General features: G+C 63.5%; 11 protein-coding genes. All 11 read left to right on the forward strand.

Annotated features, from left to right (window positions below):
• The first annotated feature begins 8 nt into the window (after window positions 1-8).
• Window positions 9-731, forward strand: a complete 723-nt coding sequence (locus ACP7EG_RS02225; protein WP_426086247.1) for a hypothetical protein — start codon at window positions 9-11, stop codon at window positions 729-731.
• 144 nt (window positions 732-875) lie between these two features.
• Window positions 876-1076 (forward strand): YdcH family protein, encoded by a 201-nt coding sequence (locus tag ACP7EG_RS02230; RefSeq protein WP_071076266.1) that lies wholly within the window; start codon window positions 876-878, stop codon window positions 1074-1076.
• Between the two features lie 43 nt (window positions 1077-1119).
• A complete protein-coding gene (locus tag ACP7EG_RS02235; RefSeq protein ID WP_426086248.1) occupies window positions 1120-3174 on the forward strand; it encodes an ATP-dependent DNA helicase in 2055 nt (684 codons plus the stop codon).
• A gap of 284 nt (window positions 3175-3458) precedes the next feature.
• On the forward strand, window positions 3459-4064 hold the full coding sequence (locus tag ACP7EG_RS02240; RefSeq protein WP_100873878.1) for a toll/interleukin-1 receptor domain-containing protein: 606 nt from the start codon (window positions 3459-3461) through the stop codon (window positions 4062-4064).
• Window positions 4065-4083: 19 nt separating this feature from the next.
• Window positions 4084-6552 (forward strand): tetratricopeptide repeat protein, encoded by a 2469-nt coding sequence (locus ACP7EG_RS02245; protein WP_426086249.1) that lies wholly within the window; start codon window positions 4084-4086, stop codon window positions 6550-6552.
• A 94-nt stretch (window positions 6553-6646) separates the two neighbouring features.
• The gene (surE, locus tag ACP7EG_RS02250) at window positions 6647-7384 is read left to right on the forward strand and encodes a 5'/3'-nucleotidase SurE (RefSeq protein WP_071076269.1); all 738 of its coding nucleotides are present in this window, start codon (window positions 6647-6649) and stop codon (window positions 7382-7384) included.
• 9 nt (window positions 7385-7393) lie between these two features.
• Window positions 7394-8284 carry a protein-L-isoaspartate(D-aspartate) O-methyltransferase gene (locus ACP7EG_RS02255; protein ID WP_426086250.1) on the forward strand — a complete coding sequence of 297 codons (891 nt, stop codon included), beginning with the start codon at window positions 7394-7396 and terminating at the stop codon, window positions 8282-8284.
• A gap of 58 nt (window positions 8285-8342) precedes the next feature.
• Window positions 8343-9260, forward strand: coding sequence for a peptidoglycan DD-metalloendopeptidase family protein (locus tag ACP7EG_RS02260; RefSeq protein ID WP_071076271.1), 918 nt, complete (start codon window positions 8343-8345; stop codon window positions 9258-9260).
• Between the two features lie 8 nt (window positions 9261-9268).
• A complete protein-coding gene (gene rpoS, locus ACP7EG_RS02265; protein WP_071076272.1) occupies window positions 9269-10300 on the forward strand; it encodes an RNA polymerase sigma factor RpoS in 1032 nt (343 codons plus the stop codon).
• 132 nt (window positions 10301-10432) lie between these two features.
• Window positions 10433-11776 carry a 23S rRNA (uracil(1939)-C(5))-methyltransferase RlmD gene (gene rlmD / locus ACP7EG_RS02270; protein ID WP_426086251.1) on the forward strand — a complete coding sequence of 448 codons (1344 nt, stop codon included), beginning with the start codon at window positions 10433-10435 and terminating at the stop codon, window positions 11774-11776.
• Window positions 11777-12173: 397 nt separating this feature from the next.
• Window positions 12174-14090: a glycosyl hydrolase family 18 protein gene (locus ACP7EG_RS02275; RefSeq protein ID WP_426086252.1), complete on the forward strand. Its 1917-nt coding sequence runs from the start codon at window positions 12174-12176 to the stop codon at window positions 14088-14090.
• Window positions 14091-14114 lie beyond the last annotated feature (24 nt).

The following is a 14114-nucleotide window of genomic DNA, read 5'->3' on the forward strand; positions in this document are numbered from 1 at the left end:
TCATGAACATGATGGCAAATACACTATACAAGCTGGGTGCGGCGCTGGGCCTGGCCCTGGCATTGTCCGCCTGCGCGCACCAGGGTGCTGCGGCACTGGATGAGGTTGGCGCTCCGCAGTTGCCCGCGACCCTGTCGGTGGAAGAGGCGGACGCCAAGCTGAAGCAGTCAGCCAGCGAGCGCGAGGCGGCGGAAAATGAGTTTGTCGCGCGCGAACTGGAGTGCTACGACAAGTTTTTCGTGAATAACTGCCTCGACCAGGCCAAGGAAAAGCGCCGCCTGATCCTCGTGCGCCTGCGCGCCGTCGACGCGGAAGCGAATTACTTCAAGCGGGCCGAATCCGTGCGCCTGCGCGATATCGACCTGGCCAGGACGCAGGAAAGTGCGCGCCTCGACGCCGAGCAGCGGGCTGCGGCCATGCCCAAGCCCGTGAAGGTCGTCGCGCCCGAGCCGGCGCCGCCCAAGCCGGAAGGCAAGAGCGTTGCCGAGCGCGAGGCTGCGCAAGCGGCGAAGGTGGCGAAACAGGCTGCCGCCGATGCCGCGGAAGCCCCGCGCCGCGCCGCCCGCGAGGCAGACTATGCGCGCAAGCAGGCTGACGCCGTGGCGCGCCAGAAAAGAGTGGCGCAACGCCTGGCCGAGCGCCAGGCTGAAGCGCAGGCCAAGGCTGCGAAGGCGGCCGCCGCCGCTGCCGGTGCGCCGGCCGTTGCTGTGCCTGTGCCGCCTGTCAAATAACACCGCCGTGCTTAGGGCATGCCGGAAATGGCGTGCCCTAACGCGCGCGGCGGGTTAAACTATGCACTTGCCGGTGATGCCGGCTCAATGGCTGCCTGCGTACGTTGCGCGCGCCTGTTACCAACACTGCCTGGAACGCAACACATGAGCGATGCACAGCATATACAGCGGCGCCTGATTGAACTCAACGTGGAGCACCGTGACCTCGATGCCGTCATCGAGTTGCTGATACTCGATGGTCACCATGACGAGCTGCAGCTGCGCCGCCTGAAAAAGCGCAAATTGCAATTGAAGGATCACATCACCTTGCTGAAAATGCAGTTGGTGCCCGACGTTCCCGCCTGAGGGGCGCCAGTAGCGTCCAGTCCAGCCTTCACTTAAGTATATTTTGACCGACCACAATTTATTGCCAGTAAATCCAGAAGGCCAGCCTGCCGATTTGCACGCCAGTCTGCCAGCCGAACCCCAGGCGGCCCCTGGCAAGCACGATGCCGACATCGAGCGCCTGTTCGGCGCGGGCGGCCCGCTTGGTCCCGCCGTGGGCAGCTACAAGCCGCGCCGTTCGCAAACGGAAATGGCCAAGGCCATCGCGCACGCCATCGACAGCCAGACCACCCTGATCGCCGAGGCGGGCACGGGTACCGGTAAAACCTTCGCCTACCTGGTGCCGGCCCTGATGTGGGGCGGCAAGACCATCGTGTCTACCGGTACGAAGAACTTGCAGGATCAATTGTTCCTGCGCGATATCCCCACCGTGCGCGCCGCGCTGCAGGCACCCGTCTCCGTGGCGCTGCTGAAGGGCCGCTCGAACTACGTCTGTCACTATCACCTGGAGCGCACCCTGCAAAACGGGCGCATGACCTCGCGCGACGACGTGGGGCATTTGCGCGAAATCTCGCGCTTCATCAAGATGACCAGCTCCGGCGACAAGGCGGAACTGGCCAAGGTGCCGGAAAACGCCATGATCTGGAATCTGGTGACGTCCACGCGCGACACCTGCATGGGCGCCGAGTGCCAGTATTACCAGGATTGCTTCGTCATGAAGGCCCGCAAGGAAGCCCAGCAGGCCGACGTGGTGGTGGTCAACCATCACTTGTTCTTCGCCGACGTGGCCCTGAAGGACACGGGCGTGGCCGAATTGCTGCCGTCAGCCAACACCATCATCTTCGATGAGGCGCACCAGTTGCCCGATACGGCCACTTTGTTCTTCGGTAACACGGTGTCGACGTCGCAAATCCTGGAACTGTGCCGCGACGTGCTGGCCGAGGGCCTGGCGCATGCGCGCGGCATCGACTGGGCCAAGACGGTGACGGTGGTGGAAAAGGCGGCGCGCGACCTGCGGTTGACCTTCCCGCAGGATATCGTGCGCCTGTCGCTGCCGCAAATCGCCCCGTCGAGCGACTTTTTCCCCGCGCTCGACACGCTCAAAGATGAGCTCGATGGCATGGTGGCCGTGCTGGAAACCCAGGCGGAACGGGCGGAAACGCTGGAGCAGTGCAGAGTGCGCGGCGTCGAGCTGGCGCAGCAGCTGAGCGGCTGGAAGTTCGATCCGAAGGCCAAGGTAGCGGCCGGCGAAGAAGCCGTGTTCTGGGTGGAAGCGTTTTCCAGCTCCTTGCAGTTGCACAAAACACCATTGTCGATCGCGCCGATCTTCAACAACCAGCGCGAAGGCACGCCGCGCAGCTGGATTTTCACGTCCGCCACCCTGGCCGTGAAGAACGATTTCAAGCATTTTTCGGAACAGATGGGCTTGACGGGCGAACCGTCGCATACCTGGCCGAGCCCCTTCGACTATGGCCAGCAGGGCTTGCTGTTCGTGCCGCAAAACCTGCCGCAACCGAACTCGCTGGGCTACACGGATGCCGTCATCGACTGCGCCTTGCCCATCATCGAGGCGGCGGGCGGGCGCACCTTCTTCCTGTGCACCACCTTGCGCGCCGTCAAGCGGGCCGCCGAGCGCCTGGCCGACGAATTCAAGCAGCGGGGCTTGAACTACCCCCTGTTCGTGCAGGGCGACAAGGGCCGCACGGAATTGCTGGACCAGTTCCGCGCCGCCGGGAATGGCGTGCTGATCGGCAGCCAGAGCTTCTGGGAAGGCGTCGACGTGCGCGGCGATGCGCTCTCTCTGGTGATCATCGACAAGCTGCCGTTCGCGCCACCCGACGATCCCGTGCTGGCCGCGCGCATCGAAGTGATGGAAAAGCAGGGCAAGAACGGCTTCATGCATCATTCGCTGCCGGAAGCCATCATCAACCTGAAGCAGGGCGCGGGCCGCCTGATCCGTGACGAGGGCGACCGGGGCGTGCTGATGATCTGCGATCCGCGCCTCATTTCCAAGCCGTACGGCAAGCGCATCTGGCAAAGCCTGCCACCGTTCAAGCGCACGCGCGATACGGCAGAAGTGGTGGAATTCTTCCGCAACCTGCCCGCCAAGGGCGCTTAAGTCCTCGCTTAAGTCCTGCTTGCCGGCGCCAGTTGCGCGCCGGCTTATTTCCCTTTGTAATCAATCTACTAGCGTTTCCTGTGCGGCGCTTGCCTGCGCGCCTGGCATGCCAGAAATGAGCATGATTGCGCCAGTTTCTGGCTTTTTTCCGCATGTCCAGGACGCCAGACACATCTTTGCGCCAGCGCAAACTGAGCTATTGCCGGGCGGTCTACAGTGAGTTCATGCCTTGCAGGATGAAGGCGCGGCGTTGGCAGGGCCGCACGGGGAACAGGGGGGATGCCATGGAGATCCGCTACGGCTGTTTCTTGAGCTATGCACACGGCCAATATGCGTTCATGAACAAGTTCAAGAATGACCTGATCGAGGCGCTGGCTTGCTATCTGGAACCGCACCTCGACCGTGAGGAAGTGCTGTTCATCGACAGCGAGCAACTGGGCGGTGGCGACGATATCGACCTGCGCGTGGCGCGCGCCATGTGTCAGAGCGTCTGCATGATCGTGCTGTACACACCCAAATATGAAGCGCACGGCTATACGCGGCGTGAATTTGCTGCCATGCAACTAATCGAACAGGAGCGGCGCGCCTGGTATGAACTGCCCAGCCACCTGATCATCCCCATCATCATGACGCGCCATCCGGACGGCTTGCCGCCGCAAATCACGGAGTCGGGCCTGTACGTCGACTTCTCCGGCTATACGCTGGCCAGCGGCGACCTGAAGTCGAATCCGCAATACCTGCCCGACATCGACCGCATCGTGCAGCGCATCGCCACGCATTACCACTTGCTCAAGCGGTCGACACCGCCCGGCCACGATTGCAGCCGTTTCGTGTTGCCCGATATTCCACCGGAATGGCGCGCCATTCCGCCTCCCCACTTTCCGCGTTAATCACGTAAAAGGTCCTGTCATGGAATGCCAACGCCTCTCCCTGCCACCTTTGAGCGCCCCTGGCGAAGTCGTCACCTTCTATTCCTACAAGGGCGGTACCGGCCGCACCATGGCCCTGTCGAACATCGCCGTCCTGCTGGCGCGCCGTGAAAACGCCAGCGTGCCCGTGCTGATGCTGGACTGGGACATGGAAGCGCCGGGCCTGCACCATTATTTCGAGCAGCACGAGGAACGGCCGGGCGTGCTTGAGTTCTTCGAGGCGTGCCGCCAGCAGCTCGAGCGCTTCAGCCTGGAAAATGGCGGCGGGCAGGCCAGGGGGCGCGAAGATGCCGGCCGCGACGATGCGGCATTGGCGCAACGCGTGCTCGACGCCATCGACTGGCAGCAATACGTGGTGCGCGTCGACCAGGGCAGCCCGCTGTACCTGATGCGTGCAGGCCGTTTCGATGCCAGCTACAGCGAACGCCTGGCGCAGATGCGCTGGGATCAGTTGTTCGACACCTGCCCGGCCTTGTTCCGCTGCTTCGCCGATACCCTGGCCCAGCATTTCCGCTACGTGCTGGTCGATTCGCGCACGGGCCGCACGGACAGCGCCGGCATCTGCACCACCTTGCTGCCGAAAAAGCTGGTGGTGGTCTTCACGCCGAACCGGCAAAGCCTGGAAGGCGTCGATGCGCTCGTCACGCGGGCCATCGAGTACCGCCGCAGCCATGAAGACGAACAGCGTCCGCTGCTCGTCTACCCCTTGCCCTCGCGCATAGAAATGGGCGATGGGGCACAGCGCGCCGAGTGGCGCCGCGGCGACGCGCACAAGGGCATCGCCGGCTTCCAGCCCCTGTTCGAGCGCCTGCTGCGCACTTCCTACGGCTTGTCGCAGATTGCCCTCGACAGCTATTTCGACGAAGTCCAGCTGCAGCAGACGAAAACCTTTGCCTATGGCGAGCAGCTGGCCGTGCGCATCGACCAGGGCGGCGACCGCTTTTCCCTCACGCGCACCTTTGAAGCCTTTTTGCACTGGCTGACGGGCGGCTACTTTCCCTGGCAATCGAGCCGTGAAATCGCCTTGTTGGGCGCCATTAGCGAAGCGCGCCAGGCCTTGCTGGCCGAACCGGGCCGCGCCGTGGCCTTGCCGCTGGCGCGCGACCTGGCCCGCCTGGGCGAGCTGTACCGCAAGGACGGGCGCGGCGCGCAGGCGCTGGAGGCCTTCCGCCAGAGCGTCGAGATCCGCGTGCGCCTGCTGGGCGAGGAACATCCCGACAGCCTGGCGTGCAAGAGCGGCATGGCGCGCCTGCTGCGCCAGCTGGGCAAGCTCGATGAAGCCCGCTTCCTGGAAGAGGACGTGCTCGACGTGCGCGAGCGCGTGCTGGGCAGCGAGCATCCCGACACCCTGGCCGCCCGGGCCTGCCTGGCGCAAACCCTCTTGCTGCAAGGGGAACTGGCGGCGGCGCTGCTGCTGCAGGATACCGTGCTGGCAACGTACGCACGCCAGCTGGGCGGCGAGCATCCGCTGACCCTGGAGGCGATGGATGGCCGCGCCGCCACCTTGCTGCGCATGGGGCGGCTGGCGCAGGCGCAGCAAGTGCTGGGCACGGTGGTAGGGGCGCGCGAGCGCCTGTTTGGCGCCGAGCATGGCGATACCTTGCGCAGCAAGCTGGCCCTGGCGCAGGCGCTGGGGCACGAAGGCGACCTGGAAGGCGCGCGGCGTCTGTTCGTTGCCGTGCTGCAGGCGCAGGAGCGGCGCCTGGGCAACGACCATGCGGCCACCCTGGCCACGCGCGACTTGCTGGCCGATATCGTGGCCGGGCAGGGCGACTGGGCCGGCGCGCGCCAGCTGCACGAAGACCAGGTGGCGGCGCGCGAGCGCATGCACGGGCTCGACCATCCTGAAACCCTGATGAGCCAGCGTAAGCTGGCCGAGGCGCTGCTGCGGCGTGGCGAGCTCGATGCGGCGCGCAGCGTGCAGGAGCAGGTGCTGGAAGTGCATGCGCGCCTGCTGGGCGAAGACCACCTTGATACCTTGCACAGCAAGAAGCAATTGGCTGGCACCCTGCTGCAGCAGGGCGAGAGCGAGGCGGCGCGCCTGCTGGAAGACGCGGTGCTCAGCGGCAGCGACCGGCTGTTGAATGCGCCCGTCACGGGGCATGCGGACAGCGTGCTGGACGGCGCCCGGCATTTGCAGGAAACCATCCTGGCTGGCCGCGCCAACGGGCACGAAGGGGCCGAACCGGACACCCTGGCCAGCATGATCTCGATGTTGCAAGGCATGATAGAGCGCGAACAGTATGCGCAGGCGGGCGAACTGGCCGAACATTTGAAGTCCTGTCTGCTGCGCCCGGGCGTGCCGGGAAAACTGCGCAGGCGCGGCATGGCGCAGCTGAAAAGAATGTATAAATTGCAAGGCGACCTGAATGCCTTGCTGGCCTTGCAGGAGGATGAAGTGCAGGCGCTGGAAGGGGCGTTATCGGAAGCGCGCATCGAACAGCGCTGACGCCTTGCGCCATGTCAGCGCGGCAGCATAAATAATGCCGCCATTCGGCGCATGGCACGCGCAGTGTTGGCATTGCTTCAGGTAAAATCTCGTTATGAGAATTCTTATCAGTAACGACGACGGTTACCTGGCGCCAGGCCTGGCGGCCCTGGCTGACGCGCTCGCGCCCATTGCGGAAATCGTCGTGGTGGCGCCCGACAGCAATCGTTCGGGCGCGTCCAACTCGCTGTCCCTGGACCGACCCCTGTCCGTGCACAAGGCTGCCAACGGCTTTTATTTTGTCAACGGCACACCCACCGACTGCGTGCACGTGGCGCTGACGGGCATGCTCATCGAGCGCCCCGACCTGGTGGTCTCCGGCATCAACAACGGTCCCAACATGGGCGACGACACCCTGTATTCGGGCACCGTGGCGGCCGCCACGGAAGGCTATCTGTTCGGCATTCCCGCCATCGCCTTTTCCCAGTCGCAGTTTGGCTGGGCCAACCTGGACGCGGCCGCCCGCGTGGCCAGGGAAATCGTCGAGCGCCAGTTTGACGCCCTGCAGAAACCGTATTTGCTGAATGTAAACATCCCCGCCATTCCATACGAACAATTGCAAGGCGTGGTGGCCACGCGCCTGGGTAAGCGCCATTCAGCCGAGCCCGTGATCCGCGCCCTCGATCCCCGTGGTCGTGAAATCTTCTGGATCGGCCCCGCCGGCGCCGCCAAGGAAGGTGGGCCGGGCACGGACTTTTACGCCGTTGAACATGGACAAGTCTCGATCACGCCGCTGCAGATCGACCTGACCCATACCACCCAACTCGATGCACTGGCAAAAGGCCTGGCATGACCGCTCACTATGACTGACAAGCCGCGTACCTTCCCCCTTACTCTCGATTCGCTGGCCGGCAAGCCCGCCAGGCAGGGCGGGGGGCAGTCACTGGCGCAGTCGCGCATTGCCACGCCGCAGACGGCAACGCAAAATGCGGCGCAAAATGCGGCCAGGGGAGGCGCGCCGTACCACGCTGGGGCGCTGCCCATCGCGCCGTCGCGTGCGCAGGCCATCGCCAATGAGCGGGCGCAGCCGGTGCTGCTGTCGCCGCCACGGCAAAATCCGCTGGTGTCGGAGGCCGTACGCCGGGCCATGGTGGCGCGCATCGCGAAACAGGGTGTCAAGGACCAGGTGGTGCTCGACGCCATGCAAGCCGTGCCGCGCCATCTGTTCATGGACGAGGCGCTGGCATCGCAGGCGTATATCGACGCCTCCTTGCCCATCGGCCACCATCAGACCATTTCGCAGCCGTACATCGTGGCGCGCATGATCGAAGTGATGCGCCAGGGCGGCAACTTGCAGCGCGTGCTGGAGATCGGCACGGGCTGCGGTTACCAGGCGACGGTGCTGTCGCTGGTGGCGAAAGAGGTGTATTCGATCGAGCGCATCCGGCCCCTGCACGAGCTGGCGAAGGCCAATCTGCGTCCGCTGCGCGTGTCAAATCTGCGCTTGCAGTACGGAGATGGTATGCTTGGCTTGCCGCAGGCGGCGCCCTTCGACGGGATCATCCTTGCCGCAGCCGGCCTGGAAGTCCCGCAAGCCTTGCTGGAACAGCTGGCGCCCGGCGGGCGTCTGGTTGCGCCGGTGGGGGCTAAATTGCAACACTTGCAACTCATTACCCGGGTGGGGAAAATGGAATGGACCAGCCAGACCCTGGAAGACTGCCATTTCGTGCCTTTGCGCCCGGGCACCATATGATCCCCGGATCAGCTAGCAGGCAGGACCTGAATATATATGCGAATGATTAAGAAAACGAATGATTAAGAAAAACAATGTACTCCTCTGCAGCCTTGCGCTGGCCGCCCTGTTGAGCGGTTGCGGCACCACGGGTGTCCAGGCGCCCGTGGTGGAGCGCCATCCATCGGGCAACAGCGCCGCCGCCAGCGATCCGCGCGACCGCGACCCGGCCTATTACACGGTCAAGCGCGGCGACACCCTGTTGCGCATCGCTCTGGAACACGGCCAGAATTACCGCGACCTGGTGGCCTGGAATGACTTGAGCAACCCGAACGACATCAAGGTCGACCAGGTATTGCGCGTGCTGCCGCCGAATGGCGACACGGGCGGCGCGCAGACGTCGGCCATCGTCATGCCACCCGTCACGGAAATCAAGCCAGCCGCGCCTGTCGTGCCGAAGAAAACCGGCCCGCGCGGCGAGAAGCGCGCGTATTCCGACGCCACCCTGGCCGAATTGCGCGCCGATGGCGGCAGTGCCGACGCCAAGCCGGCGCCAGCGCCGGCAGCAACTGTCGCCGCCGCGCCGGCCGCCGCTGCGGCAGCCCCTGCGGCATCGGCGCCTGGCGACGAGAAGATCAGCTGGATGTGGCCCTCCGAAGGCAAGGTCATCGGTACTTTCGACGAAGGCAAGAACAAGGGCGTCGATATCGCCGGCAAGGCGGGCCAGCAAGTGGTGGCAGCCGGCGCGGGAAAAGTCATGTATGCCGGGAGCGGAATCCGTGGTTATGGTAATCTTGTCATCGTAAAGCACAGTAATAGTTTATTGTCGGCATATGCGCATAACCGCAGCATCCTGGTGAAGGAAGGGCAGAACGTCAACAAAGGCCAGGCCATCGCCGAAATGGGCGATTCCGATGCCGACCGCGTGAAGCTGCACTTTGAAATCCGCCAGCAGGGCAAGCCTGTCGACCCTTCGAAATTCCTGCCTAACCGTTAGGTAAAGCAATGACACACGCGCCGCACGATCAGCTGGACGATGAGCCGGAACTGCCGGGAGACGGGGCAGACGAAGTCGTGACGGACGATGCCGGCGAACTCGACGGTATTGATGCCGTCGATGCGGGTGAGGGCGGCGAGGTGGCCAGCGTCAGCGTGCTGGTCGAAAGTGTCGATGAACTGAAAAAGGTGCTGGCGGCCGAGCTGTCGACCGATACTACGCAGCACTACCTGAACCAGATCGGCACGCGGCCATTGCTGACGGCGGCGCAAGAGGTGCATTACGCCACCCTCGCCAAGCAGGGCAATTTTGAAGCCCGGCAAACCATGATCGAGCACAACCTGCGCCTGGTCGTGTCGATCGCCAAGCATTACATCAACCGCGGCGTGGTCTTGCTCGACATGATCGAGGAGGGCAACATCGGCCTGATGCGGGCCATCGACAAGTTCGAGCCCGAACGGGGGTTCCGTTTTTCCACGTATGCGACCTGGTGGATACGCCAGAGCATCGAGCGCGCCATCATGAACCAGGCGCGTACGGTGCGCCTGCCCGTGCACATGGTGCGCGAACTGAACCAGATTCTGCGCGGCAAATACCACCTGGAAGCCCAGCATCACGATGGCAAGGACGCCACTGCGGAAGACATCGCCCACCTGGTGGGCCGTCCCGTGGAAGAGGTGCAGGATATCCTGGCCCTGTCCGAGCACGCGACTTCGCTCGACGCGCCGCTCGACAACGATCCGCAGTCGTCGCTGATGGACATGCTGCCCGGCGCCAGCGAAGACAGCCCCGACGCGCGCGCGGAACACCATGAAATGACGGTGCTGGTGCGCGACTGGCTGACCAAGCTGCCCGACAAGCAGCGCGTGGTCATCATGCGCCGTTTCGGCCTGGACAACGACGATCCGGCCACGCTGGAAACCCTGGCCGAGGAAATGGGCGTGACGCGTGAGCGTGTGCGCCAGATCCAGCAGGAAGCGCTGATTAAGTTGAAGCGCGCCATGGCCGCACGCGGCGTGGTGCGCGACTCGTTATTGTAAGACGCCCGGTCCCGGTATTTCCGGGGCCGCATCTGCTATCATACGCCCCGCTCGCGGCGCCTGACCTTTCCCCCATTCTTTCAAGTTCCAGCGCGGCCCTGCGTCCTGGCCCACTCTTACCTATTGATCGCTATGCAAGAAAATATCATCGAAATCAAATCGCTCGACATGGACGCCCGTGGCGTTGGCCATATTGAGAACGAAGACGGCTCGCCGGGCAAGGTCGTGTTTGTCGAAGGCGCATTGCCGGGCGAGCGCGTCAGCTTTGTGACGTTCAAGAAAAAGAAAAACTGGGAAATGGCCCGCATGACGGTGCTGCACCGTGAATCGTCCATGCGCGTGACGCCCAAGTGCAAGCATTTCGATAACTGCGGCGGCTGCTCGATGCAGCACCTGGAACCATCGGCGCAGGTGGCGATCAAGCAGCGCGTGCTGGAAGACAACCTGTGGCATATCGGCAAGGTGCGTCCGCAAAGCATCATGCGCCCCATGTATGGCCCGACGTGGGGCTACCGCTACCGCGCGCGCCTGTCCGTGCGCCACGTCAAGAAAAAAGACGCCGTGCTGGTGGGCTTCCATGAAAAGAAATCGGCCTTCGTCGCCGACATGGATAGCTGCGAAATCTTGCCGCCGCACATATCCGCCATGCTGCTGCCGCTGCGTGGATTGATTGCTTCGCTGTCGATCTTCGAACAGATGCCGCAGATCGAGCTGGCCGTGGGCGAGGACGTCACCGCCATGGTCTTGCGCATCATGGCGCCATTGACGGCGGACGACGAAACGAAATTGAAGGCCTTTGCCGACGAGTACGGCGTGCAATGGTGGCTGCAGGTGAAAGGGCCGGAAACGGCCGTGCCGTTCTATCCGCTGGACAAGCAATTGCACTACCTGCTGCCGGAATTCGGCGTCAAGATGCCGTTCAAGCCTGTCGATTTTACCCAGGTGAACCACCACATCAACCGCGTGCTGGTGTCGAAAGCCCTGCGTTTGCTGGAAGTGCAGCCGACCGACCGCGTGGCCGACCTGTTCTGCGGCCTGGGCAATTTCACCTTGCCGCTGGCCACGCAATGCAGCGCAGTGGTGGGCATCGAAGGCAGCACCACCCTGACGGAACGGGCGTTGGAAAACGCGCTGGCCAATGGCCTGGCGGAAAAAACCTCGTTCTCGACGCGCAACCTGTTCGAAGTCACGACGGACGACCTGATCGCCTTGGGCCGTTTTGATCGCATCCTCGTCGACCCGCCCCGCGATGGCGCCATGGCCCTGTGCCAGGCGCTGGTCGGCCTGTCGCAAGTGCGTCCTGACCTACTGCCGAAACGCATCGTGTACGTCTCGTGCAGCCCGTCGACCCTGGCGCGCGACGCCGGCATCCTGGCGCTGGAAGCGGGCTATGTGCTGAGCAAGGCGGGCGTGGTGAACATGTTCCCACACACTTCCCACGTGGAATCCATGGCAGTGTTTGATCTGGCGCAATAAGCATTGAAAACACGGCGGGTGGCCAGGCAGGCACCCGCTGCCGCTGTATTGAATGGCACAGCAAGCTCCCCCAATACCAGTTACATCGTGTTATAAAACTGGTCTGTCTTTTCCCGATCCAGCGTCTTTTTGCATCCTCCCTCTGCCGTTTTTTCATTGTCCAGTAGGACAACACGCCGTTTACCTGTGCCGCTGCGCTTTCTGCGTGAAGTGGTATTGCCCACTTTGAGGCCACTTCAAAACCACTTGACCGCCTATTTTTTCAGCAGCATGCTGTTCTTGCAACTGCAAAAAACAAAATCACAGGGTAGCTTTTCATTGAAGCAGAGTGGTATTTCCGCAAACCTGAACAGGAGACAGCGTGGAAAATTTAATACTCAAAAAAACAATCAGGAACATGATGGTATGTCTGGCCAGTGGTGGCGTGCTGGCGGCATGCGGCGGCGGTGGCGACGCCAGCGCACCAGGCGGCTCGCAATTGCTGGCGGCCAGCACGGTGGTCGCCTGCGTGCCATGGCAAGAGGGTGGCACCTATAACGCGGGGACGGTAGTCAGCTACCTGGGCGCCAACTACACGGCTCTGGTGACGCAGACCGATCACGTGGGCTCGGGTTGGAATCCCGTCTCCACGCCTAGCCTGTGGAGCGCCGGCGGCAGCTGCGACGGCGGCACCACGCCGACCCCGACGCCTACTCCCACCCCAACCCCGACGCCCACCCCGACGCCGACGCCGAATCCAACCCCGACACCCACTCCAACGCCGACACCGACGCCAACCGGCGGCACTTGCGCGCTGGCATGGGCAGCCGGCACGGCCTACAGCGCGGGCGCCACCGTCAGCTATGCGGGCACGAATTACCGTGCCAACTACTGGACGCAGGGCGACAACCCGTCGACCAGCAGCGGCGCCGCCGGCACGGGCAAGCCATGGACCAGTCAGGAGATCTGCAGCATCACGCCTACCCCGACGCCAACGCCAACCCCGACTCCAACACCGACGCCAACGCCAACCCCGACTCCAACACCGACGCCAACGCCAACGCCAACGGGCCGCGAAGTGGGGTCGTACTTTGCGCAGTGGGGCGTGTATGGCCGCGACTATGAAGTGGCGAACGTGCACTCCAGCGGCGTGGCCGACAAGCTGACCTTTATCAACTACGCTTTCGGCAACATTTATCCGAAAAACGGTGGCTACGAGTGCGCCATGATCACCAAGACGGAGCCGGGCGCGACGAATCCGAATTCGCCGGACGCGGGCACGGGCGGCGATGCCGAGGCCGACTACATCCGCACGCCGAAGCGCACCGTCGATGGCCAGGCCATCCCATGGGACGCTCCATTGTCGGGCAATTTCCTGCAGCTGAAAAAACTGAAGGCGGCGCACCCGAACCTGAAATTGTTCATCTCGCTGGGCGGCTGGAGCTGGTCGAAGAACTTCTCCGTCGGTTCGGCCACCGATGCGCTGCGCAAGCAGATGGTGCGTTCCTGCATCGATATCTACATCAAGGGCAACTTGCCGGTGCAGGGCGGGCGCGGCGGCGCGGGTGCGGCGGCCAACATCTTTGACGGCATCGACATCGACTGGGAGTATCCGGTGGGCGGCGGCCAGCCGTACAACACGGTCAGCCCCAACGACAAGCGCAATTTCACCTTGCTGATGGCGGAATTCCGCAGCCAGCTCGATGCGCTGGGTGCCGCCAACGGCAAGCGCTACCTGTTGACGGCGGCCGTCGGTGCCGGCAAGGACAAGATCGACAACACGGAACCTGCCCTGTACTCGCAGTACATGGATTGGATCAACCTGATGACCTACGACTTCCACGGCGGCTGGGAAACGAGTACCAACTTCAACGCCCAGCTGTTTGCCGACCCTGCCGATCCGTCGACGGGCATGGCGCGCGAATACGTGGGCGACAAGGCGGTGCAATACATGATTGCCGCCGGCGTGCCGCGCGACAAGCTGCTGCTGGGCATTCCGTTCTATGGCCGCGGCTGGACGGGCGTGGCGCCAGGACCGAACGGCGATGGCCTGTACCAGACGGCCACGGGCACGGCGCCGGGCACCTACGAGTCGGGCATCGAGGACTATAAAATCCTCGTCGCCAAGACCGGCACGCGCTATTACCATCCCGTGACCAAGCAGCTGTACCTGTACACGGGCGCGGGTGGTCAGTGGTGGAGCTATGACGACCCGACCGTCATCGGCACCAAGGTGAAGTACGTGAAGGACCAGGGCTTGCGCGGCGCGTTCTCGTGGGAACTCGATGGCGACGCGAATGGCGTGCTGGCGACGGAGGTGTGGAAAGTACGGTAATGCGTCGTTAGGGTAGGGCGCGGC

The organism is Janthinobacterium sp. PSPC1-1 (assembly GCF_049897625.1).
Taxonomy (GTDB): domain Bacteria; phylum Pseudomonadota; class Gammaproteobacteria; order Burkholderiales; family Burkholderiaceae_D; genus Janthinobacterium; species Janthinobacterium tructae.